The sequence below is a fragment of the Pseudomonas sp. LBUM1672 genome (assembly GCF_059695655.1).
Map to the genome: position 1 here is coordinate 5,210,681 of NZ_CP166781.1, position 19,002 is coordinate 5,229,682.

General features: G+C 61.0%; 19 protein-coding genes. 12 read left to right on the top strand and 7 right to left on the bottom strand.

Annotated features, from left to right (window positions below):
- Positions 1 to 170 precede the first annotated feature (170 nt).
- From ACA053_RS23760 to ACA053_RS23775, 4 genes are read left to right on the top strand one after another with little or no spacing between them, the layout of a single operon-like run.
- Positions 171 to 647 (top strand): formate dehydrogenase subunit gamma, encoded by a 477-nt coding sequence (locus ACA053_RS23760; protein ID WP_109634635.1) that lies wholly within the window; start codon positions 171 to 173, stop codon positions 645 to 647.
- A complete protein-coding gene (locus ACA053_RS23765) occupies positions 644 to 2,206 on the top strand; it encodes a formate dehydrogenase beta subunit (RefSeq protein WP_497393846.1) in 1,563 nt (520 codons plus the stop codon). Before ACA053_RS23760 ends, ACA053_RS23765 begins: the two co-directional genes overlap by 4 nt.
- Positions 2,203 to 5,085, top strand: coding sequence for a formate dehydrogenase subunit alpha (fdhF, locus tag ACA053_RS23770; RefSeq protein ID WP_497393847.1), 2,883 nt, complete (start codon positions 2,203 to 2,205; stop codon positions 5,083 to 5,085). Before ACA053_RS23765 ends, fdhF begins: the two co-directional genes overlap by 4 nt.
- Positions 5,082 to 5,303 carry a formate dehydrogenase subunit delta gene (locus tag ACA053_RS23775; protein WP_497393848.1) on the top strand — a complete coding sequence of 74 codons (222 nt, stop codon included), beginning with the start codon at positions 5,082 to 5,084 and terminating at the stop codon, positions 5,301 to 5,303. Before fdhF ends, ACA053_RS23775 begins: the two co-directional genes overlap by 4 nt.
- 133 nt (positions 5,304 to 5,436) lie before the next feature.
- Here ACA053_RS23775 and ACA053_RS23780 read toward each other — a convergent pair whose 3' ends face one another.
- The 3 genes from ACA053_RS23780 to ACA053_RS23790 are packed head-to-tail and all read right to left on the bottom strand — an operon-like array spanning position 5,437 to position 7,881.
- A complete protein-coding gene (locus ACA053_RS23780; protein WP_083375797.1) occupies positions 5,437 to 5,805 on the bottom strand; it encodes a PH domain-containing protein in 369 nt (122 codons plus the stop codon).
- A 28-nt stretch (positions 5,806 to 5,833) separates the two neighbouring features.
- Positions 5,834 to 7,174, bottom strand: a complete 1,341-nt coding sequence (locus ACA053_RS23785; protein WP_497393850.1) for a sensor histidine kinase — start codon at positions 7,172 to 7,174, stop codon at positions 5,834 to 5,836.
- Positions 7,171 to 7,881 (bottom strand): response regulator, encoded by a 711-nt coding sequence (locus tag ACA053_RS23790; protein WP_109634641.1) that lies wholly within the window; start codon positions 7,879 to 7,881, stop codon positions 7,171 to 7,173. The genes ACA053_RS23785 and ACA053_RS23790 overlap by 4 nt, the downstream gene beginning before the upstream one ends.
- 166 nt (positions 7,882 to 8,047) lie before the next feature.
- On the opposite strand from ACA053_RS23790, the gene ACA053_RS23795 reads away from it, so the two are divergent.
- From ACA053_RS23795 to ACA053_RS23815, 5 genes are all read left to right on the top strand, one after another.
- Positions 8,048 to 8,839 (top strand): MlaA family lipoprotein, encoded by a 792-nt coding sequence (locus ACA053_RS23795; protein ID WP_497393851.1) that lies wholly within the window; start codon positions 8,048 to 8,050, stop codon positions 8,837 to 8,839.
- A complete protein-coding gene (locus ACA053_RS23800) occupies positions 8,829 to 9,092 on the top strand; it encodes a hypothetical protein (protein WP_497313554.1) in 264 nt (87 codons plus the stop codon). Before ACA053_RS23795 ends, ACA053_RS23800 begins: the two co-directional genes overlap by 11 nt.
- Positions 9,093 to 9,238: 146 nt before the next feature.
- Positions 9,239 to 11,161 (top strand): alkaline phosphatase D family protein, encoded by a 1,923-nt coding sequence (locus ACA053_RS23805; RefSeq protein WP_497313556.1) that lies wholly within the window; start codon positions 9,239 to 9,241, stop codon positions 11,159 to 11,161.
- A gap of 14 nt (positions 11,162 to 11,175) precedes the next feature.
- Positions 11,176 to 11,685 carry a P-loop NTPase family protein gene (locus ACA053_RS23810; protein WP_497393852.1) on the top strand — a complete coding sequence of 170 codons (510 nt, stop codon included), beginning with the start codon at positions 11,176 to 11,178 and terminating at the stop codon, positions 11,683 to 11,685.
- 12 nt (positions 11,686 to 11,697) lie between these two features.
- Positions 11,698 to 12,132, top strand: coding sequence for a bleomycin resistance protein (locus tag ACA053_RS23815; protein WP_497393854.1), 435 nt, complete (start codon positions 11,698 to 11,700; stop codon positions 12,130 to 12,132).
- A 64-nt stretch (positions 12,133 to 12,196) separates the two neighbouring features.
- Here the strand turns inward: ACA053_RS23815 and ACA053_RS23820 are convergent, their stop codons facing one another.
- Positions 12,197 to 13,372 carry an aspartate aminotransferase family protein gene (locus ACA053_RS23820; protein WP_497393855.1) on the bottom strand — a complete coding sequence of 392 codons (1,176 nt, stop codon included), beginning with the start codon at positions 13,370 to 13,372 and terminating at the stop codon, positions 12,197 to 12,199.
- A gap of 102 nt (positions 13,373 to 13,474) precedes the next feature.
- Between ACA053_RS23820 and ACA053_RS23825 the strand changes: the two genes are divergently transcribed.
- The 3 genes from ACA053_RS23825 to ACA053_RS23835 all read left to right on the top strand — a co-directional run bounded on the left by ACA053_RS23825 (position 13,475) and on the right by ACA053_RS23835 (position 15,867).
- Positions 13,475 to 14,380, top strand: a complete 906-nt coding sequence (locus ACA053_RS23825) for a LysR family transcriptional regulator (RefSeq protein ID WP_109634652.1) — start codon at positions 13,475 to 13,477, stop codon at positions 14,378 to 14,380.
- A 72-nt stretch (positions 14,381 to 14,452) separates the two neighbouring features.
- Positions 14,453 to 15,466 (top strand): sensor domain-containing diguanylate cyclase, encoded by a 1,014-nt coding sequence (locus tag ACA053_RS23830; protein WP_497313564.1) that lies wholly within the window; start codon positions 14,453 to 14,455, stop codon positions 15,464 to 15,466.
- The gene (locus ACA053_RS23835) at positions 15,463 to 15,867 is read left to right on the top strand and encodes a GNAT family N-acetyltransferase (RefSeq protein WP_497313566.1); all 405 of its coding nucleotides are present in this window, start codon (positions 15,463 to 15,465) and stop codon (positions 15,865 to 15,867) included. Before ACA053_RS23830 ends, ACA053_RS23835 begins: the two co-directional genes overlap by 4 nt.
- Positions 15,868 to 15,879: 12 nt before the next feature.
- Here ACA053_RS23835 and msrA read toward each other — a convergent pair whose 3' ends face one another.
- From msrA to msrB, 3 genes are read right to left on the bottom strand one after another with little or no spacing between them, the layout of a single operon-like run.
- Positions 15,880 to 16,587, bottom strand: coding sequence for a peptide-methionine (S)-S-oxide reductase MsrA (msrA, locus tag ACA053_RS23840; protein WP_497393856.1), 708 nt, complete (start codon positions 16,585 to 16,587; stop codon positions 15,880 to 15,882).
- 31 nt (positions 16,588 to 16,618) lie between these two features.
- Positions 16,619 to 18,382 (bottom strand): cytochrome c biogenesis protein DipZ, encoded by a 1,764-nt coding sequence (locus ACA053_RS23845; RefSeq protein ID WP_497393858.1) that lies wholly within the window; start codon positions 18,380 to 18,382, stop codon positions 16,619 to 16,621.
- Between the two features lie 43 nt (positions 18,383 to 18,425).
- On the bottom strand, positions 18,426 to 18,944 hold the full coding sequence (msrB, locus tag ACA053_RS23850) for a peptide-methionine (R)-S-oxide reductase MsrB (RefSeq protein WP_497393859.1): 519 nt from the start codon (positions 18,942 to 18,944) through the stop codon (positions 18,426 to 18,428).
- Positions 18,945 to 19,002 lie beyond the last annotated feature (58 nt).

Below are 19,002 nucleotides of genomic sequence, written 5' to 3' on the forward strand. Positions count from 1 at the left end.
TTATAGAGGTGCGGCAAAGACCGTGCCGGGCACAACAAGATGCCCGCCAAGGGTGCCCTGGCCAACGGCCTGAAATTGCCACGATTCCGTGACGTGGTGTGAGTGCCGCAGCCGACACTTTCGGACGACCGACAACCTTCTGGTTTGTCCGTGACCGTGAGGATTGCTGAATGCCTGATGAGACGTTGCACGTGCCTTTGGTCAACAGCCTGCTGGAGCGCCACAAGGGCTCTGCGGGCGCACTGTTGCCCATTCTTCATGATATTCAGGAACGCATCGGTTACATCCCCGATGCGGCCGTCCCCGAGATTGCCCACGCGCTCAACCAGAGTCAGGCCGAGATTCGTGGGGTGATCAGCTTTTACCATGACTTCCGTACTGCGCCTCCGGCCCGACACATTCTGCGGTTGTGCCGCGCAGAGTCGTGCAAGAGTCGCGGTGCCGAGCAGCTTGCGGCGCAGTTGCGCGAACGTCTGCAACTGGACGATCACGGCAGTAGCGCCGATGGCAGCATCAGTTTGCGGCCGGTGTATTGCCTCGGTGCCTGTGCTTGCTCGCCCGCTCTGGAGCTGGATGGCCGGGTGCATGCGCGGCTGAGCGCTGAGCGTCTGGATGCTTTGCTCGACGCTTGTCGGGAGGACGCATGATGCCGTCGCTCTATTTGCCCAGTGATTCGCTAGCCCTTGCCGTGGGTGCCGATGAGGTGGCGGTGGCCCTTATCACTCAGGCCCGGGAACGCAATCTGCCACTGGAGTTGCAGCGCACCAGTTCGCGCGGCCTGTATTGGCTGGAACCGCTGTTGGAAGTGGACAGCCCGCAAGGCCGGATCGGCTTCGGCCCGCTGACCGCCGCCGATGTGCCGTCCGTGCTCGAAGCGCTGCAAGGCGAGCCGTCCGCACATCCACTGGCCTTGGGGCTGGTGGAAGAATTGCCGTATCTGAAGACTCAACAACGCCTGCTGTTTGCCCGCGCCGGTGTTACCCGGCCGCTGTCGCTGGATGATTATCGGGCCCATGGCGGTTTCGAGGGTTTAACGAGGGCCGTGACCGTTGGCGGTGAGCAAACCGCGACGGAGGTGTTCGATTCAGGCCTGCGTGGCCGTGGCGGCGCGGCTTTCCCCGCCGGGATCAAATGGCGCACGGTGCGCGCCACCCAAGCGGCGCAGAAATACATTGTGTGCAACGCCGACGAAGGCGACTCCGGCACTTTCGCCGACCGCATGTTGATGGAAGGCGACCCGTTCCTGCTGATCGAAGGCATGGCGATTGCCGGCATCACTGTCGGTGCCACTTACGGCTACATCTACGTGCGCTCGGAATATCCAGACGCCGTGGCCACACTGCGCCAGGCGCTGAACCTGGCTCGGGCCGCCGGTTACCTCGGCGCCAATGTCGGCGGCAGCGGCCAGGCTTTCGATATGGAAGTGCGGGTCGGTGCCGGGGCTTATATCTGCGGTGAGGAAACCGCGCTGTTGGACTCGCTCGAAGGCAAGCGCGGGATCGTGCGCGCCAAACCGCCGATCCCGGCGCTGAAGGGGCTGTTCGGCCTGCCGACGCTGGTGCACAACGTGCTGACCCTGGCCTCGGTGCCGCTGATTCTCGCCAAGGGCGCGCAGTTTTATCGCGATTACGGCATGGGCCGCTCCCTGGGCACCATGCCCTTCCAGTTGGCAGGCAATATCCGTCACGGCGGCCTTGTGGAACGGGCGTTTGGCCTGACCTTGCGCGAACTGGTGGAAGACTACGGCGGCGGCACCGCCAGTGGCCGGCCGCTGAAGGCCGCGCAGGTGGGCGGCCCGCTCGGCACGTGGGTGCCGCCGTCGCAATTCGACACGCCGCTGGATTACGAAGCCTTCGCCGCCATGGGCGCGATGCTCGGTCACGGTGGTGTGGTGGTGGCGGATGACAGCCTGGACATGGCGCAAATGGCGCTTTTCGCCTTGCAGTTTTGCGCCGAGGAATCCTGCGGCAAATGCACGCCCTGCCGTATCGGCTCGACCCGGGGCGTTGAGGTGATTGACCGCCTGTTGGCCGCGCCGGACCAGAGCGGTCGCAATGAGCAGGTCATCATCCTCAAGGACCTGTGCGACACGATGCAATACGGTTCGCTGTGTGCCTTGGGCGGCATGGCCCCCTTTCCGGTGGTCAGCGCCCTCAAGTACTTCCCCGCTGACTTCGGTCTGCAAGCCTCGGAGGCCGAGCAATGATCACCCTCTTCGACCCGAAAACCGATATCGATCTTGGAACGCCGGCCCGCGACAGCGACGTGCAGGTCACCCTGAACATCGACGGCCGCAGCATCAGCGTGCCCGAAGGCACTTCGGTGATGCGCGCCGCCGCGCTGTTGGGCACCACCATTCCGAAACTGTGTGCCACCGACAGCCTGGAAGCCTTCGGCTCCTGCCGCATGTGCCTGGTGGAGATCGACGGCATGCGCGGTTACCCGGCGTCCTGCACCACGCCGGTCACCGAAGGCATGACCGTGCACACCCAGACGCCGAAACTCGCGACCCTGCGCCGCAACGTCATGGAGTTGTACATCTCCGATCACCCGCTGGATTGCCTGACCTGCTCGGCCAACGGCAACTGCGAACTGCAAACCGTGGCCGGTCAGGTCGGCCTGCGTGAAGTGCGTTACGGCTATGAAGGCGACAACCATCTGGCCGACGTGAAGGACACCTCCAACCCGTATTTCGACTACGACCCGAGCAAGTGCATCGTCTGCAACCGCTGCGTGCGCGCCTGCGAAGAAACCCAGGGCACGTTTGCCCTGACGATTACCGGGCGCGGTTTTGAATCGCGGGTGGCGGCGGCCGGTGGCGATAACTTCCTCGAGTCGGAATGCGTGTCCTGCGGTGCCTGTGTGCAGGCCTGCCCGACCGCGACGCTGATGGAAAAAAGCGTGGTCGAACTGGGTCAGCCCGAGCGCAGCGTGATCACCACTTGCGCTTATTGCGGCGTGGGTTGCTCGTTCCGCGCCGAGATGAAAGGCGACCAGCTGGTGCGCATGGTTCCGGACAAGAACGGTCAGGCCAACCACGGCCACTCTTGCGTCAAGGGGCGCTTTGCCTGGGGCTACGCCACTCACCCGGATCGCATCACCAAGCCGATGATCCGCCAGCACATCAACGACCCGTGGCAGGAAGTCAGCTGGGATGAAGCGGTGACCTACGCCGCCAGCGAATTCCGCCGGTTGCAGCAAAAGTACGGTCGCGACTCGATTGGCGGCATCACCTCCAGCCGTTGCACCAACGAAGAAACCTATCTGGTGCAAAAACTGGTGCGCGCCGCGTTCGGCAACAACAACGTCGACACCTGTGCGCGGGTCTGCCACTCGCCGACCGGCTATGGCCTGAAACAAACCCTTGGCGAGTCCGCCGGTACGCAGAGTTTCGATTCGGTGATGCAGGCCGACGTGATCCTGGTGATGGGCGCCAACCCCAGCGACGCCCACCCGGTGTTCGCCTCTCAGCTCAAACGCCGCTTGCGTGAAGGCGCACGGCTGATCGTCATCGACCCTCGGCGCATTGATCTGGTGGACTCGGTGCATGCCCGCGCTGAGCTGCACCTGGCCCTGCGTCCGGGCACCAACGTCGCCATGCTCAACGCGTTGGCCCATGTCATCGTGACCGAAGGTCTGCTCGACCAGGCCTTCATTGATGAACGTTGCGAGGGCAGCGATTTCGCTCGCTGGAGTGAGTTCGTCAGCCGTGCGGAAAATGCGCCGGAAGTGCTTGGTGATATTTGCGGCGTAGACGCTGCCGATATCCGCGCCGCCGCTCGTCTGTACGCGGGCGCCGGCAATGCGGCGATCTATTACGGCCTGGGCATCACCGAACACAGCCAGGGCAGCACCGCGGTCATGGGCATCGCCAACCTCGCCATGGCCACCGGCAACATCGGCCGCGAAGGCGTCGGTGTGAACCCGTTGCGCGGACAGAACAACGTCCAGGGCTCCTGCGACATGGGCTCCTTCCCACACGAGCTGCCCGGTTACCGGCACATCTCCAACGAGGTGGTACGGGCGCAATTCGAACAAGCGTGGAACGTGACCTTGCAACCCGATCCGGGCCTGCGCATTCCTAACATGTTCGAGTCTGCGTTGGCTGGCAGCTTCAAGGGTTTGTATTGCCAGGGCGAAGACATCGCCCAGAGCGACCCGAATACCCAGCACGTCACCGCGGCCCTGTCGGCCATGGAATGCGTGGTGGTGCAGGACATTTTCCTCAACGAAACCGCCCGGTTCGCCCACGTGTTCCTGCCGGGCAGTTCGTTCCTGGAAAAGGACGGCACTTTCACCAACGCCGAGCGGCGTATCTCGCGGGTGCGCAAGGTCATGGAGCCGCTGGGCGGCAAGGCAGACTGGGAAGGCACGGTGGCGCTGGCCAACGCCTTGGGCTACCCGATGAACTACACGCATCCGTCGCAAATCATGGATGAAATCGCCAGCCTGACGCCGACCTTCACCAACGTCAGCTACGCCGCACTGGATAGCCACGGCAGCCTGCAATGGCCATGCAACGCCGCGGCACCGGACGGCACGCCGACCATGCACATCGAGCAATTCGTGCGCGGCAAGGGGCGCTTCATGCTCACCGGTTACGTGCCGACCGAGGAGAAGGTCAACAATCGCTATCCGCTGCTGCTGACCACCGGGCGCATCCTCAGTCAGTACAACGTGGGCGCTCAGACGCGGCGTACCGAAAACGTCGCCTGGCACGACGAAGACCGTCTGGAAATCCACCCGACCGACGCCGAGAGCCGCGGCATCAATGAAGGTGACTGGGTCGGCATCGGCAGCCGCGCCGGCCAGACCGTACTGCGTGCGCGGGTTACCGAACGGGTCGCCCCGGGCGTGGTGTACACCACGTTCCACTTCCCGGAATCGGGGGCCAACGTCATCACCACCGACAACTCGGACTGGGCCACCAACTGTCCGGAGTACAAGGTCACCGCCGTCGAAGTCAGCCGCGTCTACCACCCTTCCGAATGGCAAAAACGCTATCAGGCCTTCAGCGACGAACAGGACCGTCTGCTCAAGGAACGCCGGCATGCCCGTGGCGCTAAAGCGGAGGTGCGCCGATGAGTACGGAGAACCTGATCAAGATGGTCAACCAGATCGCCCTGTATTTCGCCACCGAACCGGACGAGCAAGCGGCCGTGCTCGGCGTGCGTAATCATCTGCAGATGTACTGGACGCCGGGCATGCGCAAGGAATTGCTGGCCTGGCAGACAGAACATCACGGGGAGGATTTGCACCCGTTGGCGCAGGCGGCGGTCAGTGGCGCGGGGTGGGAGGCTTAGGCTCCCACGATCTTGAGACTAGCTAAAAACCTGTGGGAGCGAGCCTGCTCGCGATGAGGCCAGTACATTCAGCATCAATGTTGACTGAACTGACGCTATCGCGAGCAGGCTCGCTCCCACAGGGGTTGTGTGTTCAGAGCAAATGCTTGGAAATCAGCTTCGAAATTTCCACCATCGATGTCTTCCCGGTGAACTCGAACTTCACCTTCCCCAACGACGAAAAATAAATCTCCAATTCGGAGTCCAGGTCAAACGTGCCGGACGTTTCCACCGAATACGCCACGATGTTTTTGTACGGCAACGAGGTGAAGTCTTTCTTGCTGCCGGTAAGGCCCTGGACGTTGACGGCGATGATCCGCTTGTTGGTAAACACCACGCCATCGCGCATGGATTTGTAGGAGTCGATGACCTGCTCCCCATCCAGTAGCAGCGCGGTGACGCGTTCGGCGTATTCGTCGTTCTGCTTGAGTTTGAAGAAGCCTTTGTTGTTGAAATCAATCATCTGTCATTCCCTGTTTTCAAATGAACCTCTAAACCGGATGCACCGGCAACACCACCAACGCTTCCAGCCCGCCCTTCGACCGATTACGCAGTTTCAGTTCCCCGCCGTGCTCCAACACTATCGCCCGCGCCGCCGATAATCCCAAGCCCACGCCGCCGGTGCTTTTGTTTCGCGATCCTTCCATGCGAAAGAACGGCGCGAACACTTGTTCAAGGCTGGCCTCCGGAATCCCCGGCCCACGGTCCAGTACTTTGATCCGCACTTCCCCGGCATCAGGGATCAGCTCAATCGCCGGCTCACTCCCGTACTTGATCGCGTTATCCAGCAGATTGGTCATCACTCGCTTAAGTCCCAACGGCCTGCCGAAATACACCAGCCGCAACGGCCCGCTGAAGGCCATCTCAACACCTTGATCGCGATAATCATCCAGCAAGGTTTGCAGCAATTCAGCCAGATCAAACTGGGTCGCCGGTTCTAGCCGCGCATCATCCCGGAAGAATTCCAGCGCCGAATTGATCATCGCCTGCATTTCATCCACGTCGCGAAACAGCCGTTGCTGTTGCTCGCTGTCTTCGATGAATTCCCCGCGCAAGCGCATCCGCGTCAGGGGCGCGCGCAGGTCGTGGGAGATCGCGGCGAGCATTTGCGTGCGGTCGCGGATGAAGTGTTGCAACTGCGCCTGCATGGCATTGAAGGCGAGGATCGCCTGGCGGATTTCCTGGGGTCCGAGGGGTTCGATGGGTGGCGCGCGGAAGTCCACGCCGAATCGCCGAGCGCCTTCGGTGAAGTGTTGCAAAGGTGTGGCGAGGCGGCGAGTGGCAATCAGTGTGACGAGGGTGGTGGAGATCAGCACCAGCAGGATGACGATCAGGTAGCGTGGCGTGTCGTCGAGGCCCCAATTGCGCGAGTGTGCGGCGAACATCAGCCAGGAGTGGTCCGGCAGTTCGATCAGCAGCGCGTAATGCGCGTCCGCCGAGTTTTCCGTCCAGTCAGACGGCTCATAGACCTGGATTCGACCGGCGAATTTAAGCAGCGGCTGTAGGACGGTCGAGCCGATTTCGGAGTCCAGATCCTCCACCGGTGGCAGATCGAGTTCACACCGATCAAGGTGCCAGCTAACGGTGAAGCCATCATCGCTGACGGCTTGCGCCATTTGACTGCGCAGCGGCGCCGGGGCGGCCTGGATGATGCGGGTGATGGCGGCCATTTTATCGAGCAGCCCGGTTTCGGTCAGCGGCGGACGTGCCCACACGCCGGCCAATTGTATAAACAGTCCATTGAGCGCCAGAGAAATGAGCATCGCCAGAATGATGGTCAAGGCGATCCAGCGCGCCACCGTGTCCCGGCGAATCCGCTTCAGCAAGCTCATCGCCGCGTCACGCTGGGGGTGAACAGGTAGCCGCCATTGCGCACGGTGCGAATCATTGCCGGGCGCTTGGTGTCGGACTCGAGTTTGCGGCGCAGGCGGCTGATTTGCACATCGATGCTGCGATCAAACGCGTCATGGCAATGCCCGCGCGCCAGGTCCAGCAACTGCTCGCGGGTGAGGATGCGCTGGGGGTGTTCGACGAAGACCAGCAGCAAGTCGAACTCACCGGCCGAGAGCGGGATCATCACGTTGTCCGGCGAACGCAGTTCACGGCGGGTGACGTCGAGGTGCCAGTCGGCGAAGTCGATCAGTGGCCGCGGGCGCTCCTGCACGACCGGACGGCGCTCGTCCACGCGCCGCAGCACGGCGCGCACCCGGGCCAGCAGTTCGCGGGCGTCGAAGGGTTTGGTCAGGTAATCATCGGCGCCGAGTTCGAGGCCGACGACCCGGTCGCTGAGTTCGCCCATGGCGGTCAGCATGATCACCGGCATGGCGTAGCGAATCCGCAGTTGCTGGCACAGGATCAATCCACTGTCACCTGGCAACATCACGTCAAGAATGATCAGGTCCGGCGGCTGTCGCTCGATGGCCGCCCACAGCGACGCGCCGTCGGTGGCGACCTCGACGCTGTAACCGTGTTGTACGAAGAATTTTTTCAGCAGATCGAGGACTTCAACGTCGTCGTCCACAATTAAAAGGCTGTTCACCGAAGGTCACTTAAGGGCCGAATGGAACCGCCATCTAAAACCATTCACGGCAGCGCGTCATATATTTCAATCCTGCAATAAAACATCAGCGCCGCAATAAACCGGACATCTTTGCGCAAGGCTTGGGGCTCAGCATCTCGGCGAATTCCTCCCGAGACTTGCGTCCATGTTGCCTTTCAAATGTGCTCCCTGGCTGGCCCGCAACACTTCGATTGCCGTGCTGGCCGCAGGGCTGGCAGGTTGCAACAGCCAACCGCCTGCGGCCGCCACCGTGACTTGCGCCGAAATCAGCTATTCGGTGTATGACCCGGTGGAGCCCTTCAACCGCGGCGTCTTCGCCTTCAATCGGGTGGCCGATGACTATGCCCTGGCGCCGGTCGCTCGTGGCTATCGTTACTTGCCGGACTTTTTCCAGACGGGTGTGCATAACTTCGTGGCGAACTTTGGCGAGCCCAAGGTCTTTATCAACGACCTGTTGCAAGGCAACCCGATGCGCTCGGTCAACACCCTGGGGCGTTTCGCGCTGAACACCACGGTGGGTGTGGTGGGCTTGATCGATGTCTCCGGCATGGCCGGCATCCCGCGTCATGACGCGGACTTCGGTCAGACGTTTGGCGTGTGGGGCATCGGCGGCGGTCCGATCGTCGAGCTGCCATTGTTCGGCACCTCGAACAGCCGCGATGCGGCCGGGCGAGTGCTGAGTTTTGTGGTCGATCCGTTCGGCAGCAACAGCGACACCGTGGATACGCTGTCCACCATCAATACGGTCGGCGGCATCGTCGATGGTCGAGCAGAAGCGTTACCGCTGACCGACAGCCTGCAAAAAATGCCGGATTATTACAGCGCGCTGCGCAACGTGGTCGCCGAGCATCGTGCTGCTTATGTGGCGGATGGCAAACAAGGTTCAGCGCAAACCACTAAACCTCAATGCGAAGGAGCACCGGCCGATGGTTTCTGAAAGCAATCATTTGACGCTGCAACAGCGCGTGACCCGGCAGGACGCGGTCAATCTGCACTGCCGGGAAATCACCCTGCGCCTGTCACCGGACTGCCGCCAACTGGTGCTCAGCCGCTACACCGAACACTACGGCCCGGCGGTGGTGCGCTGGATCGAGCGCAGTCATACCGTGTCGCTGAGCGAGCTGTTTCGCTGGCTGGTGGCCAATGGGGAAACGAGTGTCATGAGAGGGGACAGCCTTTCGCTGCCTTGATGAACCCTCAAGCCTTCGGGTGTGAGTGATGCCGAAACAATCACCGCTTGTTACAGATTCAGCTGCAAGCCAGTGGCCATCAGATAATACCGGCCGCTGGCTGCGCTATCATCGCGCGCTCTGTGCACCAAGAGTCTTGAACCTGCATGCCCATGTCTTCGCCATTCCCCGACAGCCATCGCTCTCTGCCACCGGTCCTTGCCGGCCCGCTGTTGCGGCGTCTGGAGCCCACGCGCCTGGTGCTCTGGCTGGTGGGAACCCGGGCCTTGTCGCTGACCTTGCGCCTGCAAGGTGTCGGCGACATTCGCCTCGACGCCGGGCAATGCACGGTCATCCCGATTGGCAAGCATGCCTTCGTTCATCTGATCGATGTGCCGCTGACCACCGCCCTGCCCTGCGACACGCTGATCGACTATGACCTGCTGATAGATGACGCGGCGGCCGGTATTGCCGACTGGGCGCCTCATCTGCTGTATGGCGAAGCCCGTTGCCCGAATTTCGTGTTGCGTTCGCGCATTGATCAGTTAATGCACGGTTCCTGCCGTAAACCTCACCACCCGGCAGCCGACGGCTTGCTGTGCGTCGATCGTTTTCTGGCGACAGAACATGTCGCGACAGAGCGCCCGGCCCTGCTGATGATGAGCGGAGATCAGGTCTACGCCGACGACGTTGCCGGTCCGACGTTGCGAGCGATCCATGCCCTGATCGAGCAACTGGGATTGTTCGAAGAACACCTCGAAGGCGCGGTGGTCAGCGACAGCGCCAAGCTCTACGAGCACCCCGCCAGTTACTACCATCGTGCGGATTTGTTACCGGCGCTTGAGAGCAACAAAACCCTGCGCGAACGATTTTTCGGCGGGGCGCGTAAGCCGATTTTCACCAGCAGCAGTGCCGACAACCATCTGGTGACGTTCGCCGAAGTCATGGCCATGTACCTGCTGGTCTGGTCGCCGACACCCTGGACGCTGATCGCGCCACAACCCCCGGCGCTGACGCCCGAAAGACAAAAGCGTTATGCCCTTGAGCAAACCCGTATCGATGACTTCAAGGCAGGGCTGGGCGGTGTCGCGCGTGCGATGGCGCATCTGCCGTGCCTGATGATTTTCGACGACCATGACATCACCGATGACTGGAATCTGTCCGCGCAATGGGAGGAAACGGCCTACGGCCATCCGTTCTCCAAGCGCATCATCGGCAACGCGCTGCTCGCCTACATGCTGTGCCAGGGCTGGGGCAACAACCCGGATGCGTTCGGCGGTGTGCTGGAAAAAGCCCGCTTATTGAGTGCCACCGGGCAAGACCACTATCTCGACAGCGACGTTCAGGACGCTCTGATCGATGAGCTGCTGGTTTTTCAACACTGGCATTACGTGCTGCCGACCAGCCCGGCGCTGGTGGTCATCGACACTCGCACCCGACGCTGGCGCAGCGAGATGAACCTCAAGCAACCCTCGGGTCTGCTGGACTGGGAAGCGCTCAGCGAACTGCAACAGGAACTGCTCGATCACCCGTCGGCGATCATCGTTTCGCCGGCGCCGATCTTCGGCGTCAAACTGATCGAAACCGTGCAACGCGTCTTCAGCTGGTGCGGTTATCCCCTGCTGGTCGACGCGGAAAACTGGATGGCCCATCGCGGCGCGGCGCAGGTGATCCTGAACATTTTCCGACACTCGCGCACACCGGGTAACTACGTGGTGCTGTCGGGCGATGTGCATTATTCCTTCGTCTACGAAGTCCTGATCCGACACCGCAAGGCCGGTCCGAGGATCTGGCAGATCACCAGCAGCGGCATCAAGAACGAATTCCCGCCCGCACTGCTCGAGTGGTTCGACCGCCTAAACCGCTGGCTTTACTCACCGCGCTCGCCGCTCAACTGGCTGACCAAACGCCGCCGCATGCGCATCATCCCGCACACCCCCGAACATGCTGAAGCGGGTGAACGGTTGTGGAATTCGGCGGGGATCGGCCAAGTGTTCTTCAATGAGAAAGGACAACCGCAGGGAATCTATCAGCACAACTCAAACGGTGCGCCAAAGACGCGGATGATTGCGCCCGACAACGACGACTGAAAATGTGAGCCACCATGGACCTCACCCGAACCCTGATCATCGGCAACTCCGGCGCTGGCAAAAGTTGGCTGGCTAAACGACTGGCTGAGCAACTGCATGCGCCACGGACCGATCTTGACCAGGTTCATTGGGTGTCGGATGAATGCAGCATCGCCCGCCCTCGCCCCGAAGCACTCGCCATGGCGCGCGTCGCGGCGGATGAACCGCGCTGGGTGATCGAAGGGGTGTACGGCTGGATCGTCAACGAACTTATCCACCGCGCCACTGCGCTTGTCTGGCTGTGTGTTGACGACGAAAGCTGCGTCACCAACATTCGCCAACGAGAAAACCGACAGGATAACGACGAGTTGCTGATAGCGTTGCTGGAATGGGCCGGCAGTTACCGTGTTCGCGAAGACTCCAGTGGGTTTTCCGCACACCGGCAATTGTTCGAAGGATTCAACGGTTCAAAAATCAGGCTCATGGATCGGAGTGAAATCGCGGCTTTCGTGAACACTCTTCCCGACTCATCTCACAGCGCTTAAAAAAGGATAGGTATGTTTGCACGGAGCAAGTTGGTGCCCGAACTGATGGTCACCGACATCAAGAAAAGCCTGCATTTCTGGACCTCGTTAATCGGTTTCGAGATCGCCTACGAGCGTCCGGAAGCGGGTTTCGCCTACCTCGATAAAAACGGCGTGCAAATCATGCTGGAGCAATACGCTCCAGATGAAGGCCAGTGGATGACTGGGGCATTGGAAGAGCCGTTTGGCCGGGGCATCAACTTTCAGATCACCGTTGATCTCGTCGAGCCGATACTCAAACGATTGGCGGAGGTTGAATGGCCGTTGTTTCGTCCCTGTGCCGATGTCTGGTATCGCGCCGATGCGGTGGAAGTCGGGCAGCGTGAGTTTCTGGTGCAGGACCCGGATGGGTATCTGGTTCGGTTGGTGGAGAGTTTGGGGGAGCGGGTGTGTTTGTCAGATTGTTGAGGTCGCAACAACCATTACCCCGAGCAAGATCGTTCCTACGCTCTGCGTGGGAACGATCCTTATGTCAGGCCGCGCTCACCGCTCGACAAACCCCTCTGACAATCATTTCCACTTCCCGCTCATCAATCGTCAGCGGTGGCAGCAGGCGAATGGTCTTGCCCCGTGTCACGTTGATCAGCAAGCCGTGGTCCCGTGCGGCGATCAGGGTCAGGTCGCGGATCGGTTGCTTGAGTTCGATGCCTATCATCAGGCCTTGGCCACGAATCGCCAGGACGTTCGGGTCGTCTGCCAGTTCGGCACGCAGTCTGGTCAGCAGGCGATCGCCCTGAAGCCTGGCGTTTTCCAGCAGGCCTTGTTCTTCGACGATGTCCAGCACCGTGCAGCCGACCCGGCACGCCAGCGGATTGCCGCCGAAGGTGCTGCCATGGCTGCCGGGGGTGAACAGCTCGGCGGCTTTGCCCCGGGCCAGGCAAGCGCCGATGGGGATGCCGTTGCCGAGGCCCTTGGCCAGGGTCATGACGTCCGGAACGATGCCTTCGTGCTGAAAGGCGAACCATTGGCCGGTACGACCGATGCCAGTCTGGATTTCGTCGAGCATCATCAGCCAGCCGCGCCGGTTGCACCGTTCGCGCACGGCTTTCAGGTAACCGGGAGGCGCTAACTGCACGCCGCTTTCGCCCTGAATCGGTTCCATCAGAATCGCCACGATGCGCGGGCCGTGGGCTTGCTGCACCTTTTTCAGCGCGTTGAGGTCGCCGAAGGGCACTTTGACGAAATCGCCGGGCAACTTATTGAATCCCAAGCGCACGGCCGGGCCGTCGCTGGCGGATAACGTGCCCAGCGTCCGGCCATGAAAGGCGTTCTCCATGACCACCACCAGCGGCTGCTCGACGCCTTTGTGCCAGCCGTAAAGCCGTGCGAGTTTCAGCGCGGTTTCATTGGCTTCGGCACCGGAGTTGTTGAAAAACGCCCGCTCCATGCCGGACAGTTTTGTCAGTTTCTGCGCCAACCGCTGCTGCCAGTCGATGCTGTAGAGATTGGAGGTGTGCAATAGCAACCCGGCCTGCTCGCTGATTGCTGACACGATTTTGGGATGAGAGTGGCCGACATTGGTCACCGCCACACCGGCCACCGCGTCCAGATATTCACGACCCGCCTGATCCCACAGTCGAGTGCCCAGGCCTTTGCTGAAACTCAGGGCCAGGGGTTGGTAAGTGGTCATCAGGCAGGCGGCGGTCATGACATCAAGCTCCATCAATTGTTGGTGTTTTTGCAGTATGGTTAGCCACCTGAGCTGGATAAACGCTGCAACACTTCAATCATCTTAAAGCTGAGCTTGATAATGGATTTATTCCAGGCAATGACGGTTTACGTCAGGGTTGTAGAAGCCGGCAGCATGACCGCCGCCGCGCAGCAGTGCGAAATGTCGACAACCATGGTCGGCAATCACCTTCGCGCGCTGGAGCAACGTCTGGGCGTGCGCTTGTTGAACCGGACGACACGGCGCCAGCGACTGACGGAGTTCGGTTCCGCTTATTACCAGCGCTGTCTGGAGGTGCTGGGGTTGGTGGAGGATTCCGAGCGGCTGGCCGAACAAAGTCAGGACACACCGAGCGGGACCTTGCGGATCACGGCGCCGTTGACCTTCGGCACTGAAAAGCTTGCGCCGGCGCTTAGCGAATTCGCCCTGCGTTACCCGCAAGTCAAACTGGATGTGGTGCTCACCAACGGGCGACCCGACCTTCTAGAGAACGGTCTCGACGTGGCTTTTCGCCTAGGCGCAATCGAACCGTCCAACCTGATCGCCCGCCCGCTCATCGACTACACGCTGACCATGTGCGCCTCGAAATCTTATCTGGCACGCCGGGGCACACCGGAAAAACCCGAAGACCTGCAACATCACGACTGCTTGTCCTTTGCCTACCCGGTCGGCGATGACTGGCAGTCAGTGGAAAAACAGTGGCGCCTGAGCGGACCCGAAGGCGAAGTCATGGTGGCCGTCAAAGGCCCGATGCTGATCAACAGTTCGGCGGGGCTTCATCAGGCCGCTCGAACCGGGATGGGCATCGTGATGTTGCCCGATGCGTTGGTCGAGCAGGATTTGCTGAACGGAAAACTGGTGGCGTTGATGCAGAACTATCAATTGCCGAGCCGGCCGATGCACTTGGTGTACGCCCAGGATCGCTACCGCTTGCCGAAATTACGTCGCTTCGTCGACTTCGCCATGCAGTTGTGGGCCAAGCACTAGCCGGAGCATTACGCCATGCACTAATCTCCCCGACTGACGGGTCACTTTGATATCAGTGCAAGGAGAGCGGTGATGGGTGAGGCATCAAATATCGAGCCGTTGAAATTCAATGTGTCGGATTTGAACGAGGACATGTTGCACACCATTCTGGAACTGGTCAGTGATGGCATATGGGACTGGAACGCCAACACCGGGTTCGTCTACCGCAATCCCGGGTGGTACGAAATGCTCGGCTACGCGCCTCACTCCCTGGACAACACCGTGTTTACCTGGGAAAACGTGATGCACCCCGATGACTATCCGCGGGTGATGACGGTGTTTGATGATTACCTGAATCAACGAGTGCCGGGCTACCAGGCTGAGTATCGCTGCCGCAAGCAGGACGGCAGTTATATCTGGATCGAAGATCGCGGCTACGTGCTGGCACGCAACGCCGACGGATCGGTCGCGAGGATGGTCGGTGCGCACCGCAGTATCGAAGACAAGAAACGTCTGTTCGAGGAGATGGAACGGCGCAATCAATCCCTTGAAGCCATCGTCGAAGAACGCACCCGCGAGTTGTCGCGGGTCAATCAGCAGCTGCAAATTCAATTGGAAGAAAACCGCAAACTGGCGGAAACCGATGCGCTGACATCGATCGCCAATCGCTATCGTCTGGAAAAAACCCTGCCCCAGGAATGCGACCGTGCCCAGCGCTTTCGGCAGCCACTGTCACTGATTGCGATGGACATCGACGACTTCAAGAACATCAACGATCACTACGGCCATGCCCTGGGAGATGCGGCGTTGGTGCAGGTCGTCAAGAGCGTAAAACGCTGCGTGCGCTACGGCGACCTATTGGCGCGCTGGGGCGGCGACGAGTTCATCATGATCCTGCCCAATACGTCGCTGGCCGACGCCAGATCCTTCGCCGAGAACATCCGCCATGGCCTGTCGAGCCTTCCGCCTGTGGGAGAGTTTCAGGTGACCATGAGTTTTGGCGTAGTCCAGCGCTTTGAAGAAGAGCAACAAACCGGTCTTCTGGCCAGGGCCGATCAGGCGCTGTATCGGTCAAAAGTCGCGGGCAAGAATGTGATTTCCGGGTGAGTGCCGTCCTGCATGTCCGCGATGTACTGCCCTTGGAAGTGGAATCCGTGCGGCTTTTTCTTGAGCAGAACGGATGGGCTCATCGTCTGGGTTCACCTGAACATTTTGAACTGTTGATCGCCAACTCCCAACGCACAGCGCTTGCCGTGAAGGACTCCCACATCGTCGGGTTTGCCCGTGGCATTACCGACGGCCTGTCCAACGGTTATCTGTCGATGGTTGTCGTGTCCGGGCAGCATCGACGTGAAGGCGTTGGTCGGGCGCTGGTCGAGCATGTCATGGGCGAGAACACCGACATCACCTGGGTTCTGCGCGCTGGCCGCGAAGGCGCTTCGGCATTCTTCTCGCGCCTGGGTTTTGAACCGTCGAGCATCGCGATGGAGCGCCCACGCAGTCGATAGCCAAAACGTCCTTCACATTCCCGACTTCACCAGCACCGGTTTCTCCTGATACCGATCCGGGTACAGCTGCTTCAGCTGCGCGACTTTCGGCAGGTCGTTGATCACGATGTATGGATACGTCGGGTGCTCGGTCAGAAAGTCCTGATGCTCCTCCTCCGCCGGGTAAAAACCGTTGTAGGTTTCAAGCTTGGTCACAATGGGTTTGTTGAACGAATGGGCGGCGTCGAGCTGGGCAATGTAGGCCTGGGCGACGCGCTGCTGTTCAGTGTTCGCCGGGAAGATTGCCGACCGATACTGCGTGCCGCTGTCGGGGCCTTGGCGGTTCAACTCGGTGGGGTTGTGCGCCACTGAGAAATAGATCTGCAGCAAGGTGCCGTAACTGACCTGCGACGGATCGAAAGTGACCTCGACCGATTCCGCATGACCGGTATCGCCGTCGCTGACGCGCTCATACCGAGCGGTGTTCGCTTCACCGCCGGCGTACCCGGAGACGGCTTGTTTCACGCCTTTGACGTGCTGGAACACCCCTTGGACGCCCCAGAAGCAACCGCCAGCAAAGACTGCGGTTTCACTGTGGGCCTGAGTGGTTTCGTCCAGGGCAGGCGGCGGGATGATGACCGCCTCCTCCGCTGCACCGAAAGAGAACGCCGAGCATTGGCCGATGACGCCAGCGGCTGCAAAACCCAACAAGGTACGGCGCCATACAACTGGGATCTTCATGAGTCTGACTCCTGAACAAATGATAGGGCTATCAACCGAACGTAAAGGCATACGCCGACACACCCGGATCGAGAAACTCGATGCTGAAGGTTCGGTCCGTCACACCGCCGTTCTGGCGCACCAATTGATATAACCGTTGCTCGGTGACACTGCCGCTGCCATCGGGCGCCACGTCGGTACCGTGGGCATCGCCGGGGGCTTTTCCGTCGATCAGCACTTTGAAGCGCACCGGTTTACCGTCTGCGCCGGGGCCCAGTACGAGGTGCAAATCGCGAGCGTGGAAGCGGTAGACGATGCGGCTGGCGGGCGCAGTTGAGGTCGCGCGTTCAGAACCGACGTTCCATTGACCGTCCAGCCCCCAATCGTTGAGTGCCAATTGCGGTGGGGTGGTGTACGCCGACGCCTTGTCCGGTACCAGACCGGTTGCCGGTACGAAGTGCTCCGCCCGCTGGTAGCCGACATAGGTTTCCGGAGACTGGACCTCATTCATGTCGGGGGCGAGCTGAACCCCAGTGGCGTCGGCTTTGATCAGCCCGTCGGCGACCTTTGTGGCGCCCGCTTCACGCAGCAGTTGCTGGATGACCCGTTCCGACTCGGCATAATCGCCTTCACCGAAGTGGTGATAACGAATACGCCCCTGCGCGTCGGCAAAATAATGGGCTGGCCAGTATTCGTTGTTGAATGCACGCCAGATCTTGTAGTCGTTATCGATCGCCACCGGATAGGTGATGCCCAGGTCTTTCATGGCTTTGGTGACATTGCCCACATCACGCTCGAAGGCGAACTCAGGCGCATGAACACCGATCACCACCAGGCCCTGATCGCGGTATTTCTCGGCCCAGGCTTTGACATACGGCAAGGTGCGCAGGCAGTTGATGCAGGAGTAAGTCCAGAAATCCACCAGCACGACCTTGCCCTTCAATGCCTGTGCGGTCAGTGGAGGTGAATTGAGCCACTGCACGGCGCCGTCCAGTGGCGGGAGGTTGCCTTCAATCGGCAATGCGCCCGGCGCTTTCGCCGCCATTTTCATCGCCCCGCCAGCGGCCATCATCGCTCCGCTGTTGCTCGGTGACTTACCGGCTAACCGACTCACCAAGGCCTGCTCGATGCCGCCGGTGGAAGCTGTCGAAATCCGCGCCAGAATCCCGGTGTCCAGCCCGAGGGCAATCGCCGCCACGCCGGCCAGCATCGCCGCGCCCAAACCTCGGCGCAGCCATTCACCCGCGCCGATCGAGCGCTTCATCGCCGCAAAGACTTTACCGCCCAGCAACAACGCCACGGCGAGGGAAGTGGCGGCACCCGCGGCGTAGGCCAGCAACAGCAACGTGGTGGCGATGCTTGCCCCTTGCAGCGCTGCGCCGGTCAGCAACAGGCCGAGAATCGGTCCGGCACACGGCGCCCAGAGCAGGCCCGTGGCGACGCCGATCAGGAACGAAGCGCCGGGACGCGGACGAGCATCGGCGCCCGCCGCTTCCGACAGTCGGCTGCCGGCCGCCACCAGTGGACGTGTCAGGCGCTCGGCCAGTCGAGGCAGCAGCAGCGTCAGCCCGAACAGTGCCACGAACAGCAACGCGAGCCAGCGACCGTACTGATTGACTTGCACCACCCAACCGCCGCCCACCGCCGCCAACGAGGCGACGAGCGCGAAGGTCAGCGCCATCCCCGCCAACAGCGGCAAGCCACTTTTCATAAACGGCTGCCCGGTGCGAGCGAAGACAAAGGGCAATACCGGCAGAATGCACGGGCTGACAATCGTCAGCACACCACCGAGATAAGCGAGAACCAGAAGCCACATAGCATCGACCTGCATTAAATGAGTGAAAGGAAGTGCCCATGGGTCACGCCGCCTGGGGCTCGAAGGTCATCGCCAGACCATTCATGCAGTAACGCAGGCCGGTGGGCTTGGGCCCATCGTCGAAGACATGGCCCAGATGCCCACCGCAACGCCGGCAATGGACTTCTTCGCGCAGCACGCCGAAGGATCGGTCCTGACGAGTCGCCACTGCCTTGTCCAGCGGCGCCCAGAAACTGGGCCAACCGGTGCGGCTATCAAACTTGGTGTCGGAAGAAAACAGCGGCAAGGCACAACCGGCACAGGCAAAAATCCCCTCGCGATGCTCGTTGTTCAGCGGGCTGCTGTAGGCCCGCTCGGTGCCCTCTTCCCGCAGGATTTCGTACTGTTCGGCGCTGAGCAGGGCGCGCCATTCGCTGTCGGTGTGAGTGACCTCGAACACCTCCGACGCACTGGCGTCGCTGATCAGCTCGGTACGGGCGGCAAATTTTGGCAACACACCGACCACCAGGGCTGCAGCGCCCAGCCCGCCGCTCGCTACAAGAAACTGTCGCCGTGAAAACATGGCCTTCTCCAAAATTCCAGATGCCTGATAGGGAGCACAGCCTAGGCTTGGGTTGATC

Bases quoted from the DNA above. Each gene is read 5' to 3' on its own strand.
- msrA (WP_497393856.1), bottom strand. From the start codon at position 16,587: ATGAAGATCCCAGTTGTATGGCGCCGTACCTTGTTGGGTTTTGCAGCC.
- ACA053_RS23760 (WP_109634635.1), top strand. From the start codon at position 171: ATGCCTGATGAGACGTTGCACGTGCCTTTGGTCAACAGCCTGCTGGAG.
- ACA053_RS23800 (WP_497313554.1), top strand. From the start codon at position 8,829: ATGGTTTCTGAAAGCAATCATTTGACGCTGCAACAGCGCGTGACCCGG.
- fdhF (WP_497393847.1), top strand. From the start codon at position 2,203: ATGATCACCCTCTTCGACCCGAAAACCGATATCGATCTTGGAACGCCG.
- ACA053_RS23810 (WP_497393852.1), top strand. From the start codon at position 11,176: ATGGACCTCACCCGAACCCTGATCATCGGCAACTCCGGCGCTGGCAAA.
- ACA053_RS23825 (WP_109634652.1), top strand. From the start codon at position 13,475: ATGGATTTATTCCAGGCAATGACGGTTTACGTCAGGGTTGTAGAAGCC.
- ACA053_RS23820 (WP_497393855.1), bottom strand. From the start codon at position 13,372: ATGACCGCCGCCTGCCTGATGACCACTTACCAACCCCTGGCCCTGAGT.
- ACA053_RS23795 (WP_497393851.1), top strand. From the start codon at position 8,048: ATGTTGCCTTTCAAATGTGCTCCCTGGCTGGCCCGCAACACTTCGATT.
- msrB (WP_497393859.1), bottom strand. From the start codon at position 18,944: ATGTTTTCACGGCGACAGTTTCTTGTAGCGAGCGGCGGGCTGGGCGCT.
- ACA053_RS23765 (WP_497393846.1), top strand. From the start codon at position 644: ATGATGCCGTCGCTCTATTTGCCCAGTGATTCGCTAGCCCTTGCCGTG.
- ACA053_RS23805 (WP_497313556.1), top strand. From the start codon at position 9,239: ATGCCCATGTCTTCGCCATTCCCCGACAGCCATCGCTCTCTGCCACCG.
- ACA053_RS23785 (WP_497393850.1), bottom strand. From the start codon at position 7,174: ATGAGCTTGCTGAAGCGGATTCGCCGGGACACGGTGGCGCGCTGGATC.
- ACA053_RS23830 (WP_497313564.1), top strand. From the start codon at position 14,453: ATGGGTGAGGCATCAAATATCGAGCCGTTGAAATTCAATGTGTCGGAT.
- ACA053_RS23845 (WP_497393858.1), bottom strand. From the start codon at position 18,382: ATGTGGCTTCTGGTTCTCGCTTATCTCGGTGGTGTGCTGACGATTGTC.
- ACA053_RS23815 (WP_497393854.1), top strand. From the start codon at position 11,698: ATGTTTGCACGGAGCAAGTTGGTGCCCGAACTGATGGTCACCGACATC.
- ACA053_RS23775 (WP_497393848.1), top strand. From the start codon at position 5,082: ATGAGTACGGAGAACCTGATCAAGATGGTCAACCAGATCGCCCTGTAT.
- ACA053_RS23780 (WP_083375797.1), bottom strand. From the start codon at position 5,805: ATGATTGATTTCAACAACAAAGGCTTCTTCAAACTCAAGCAGAACGAC.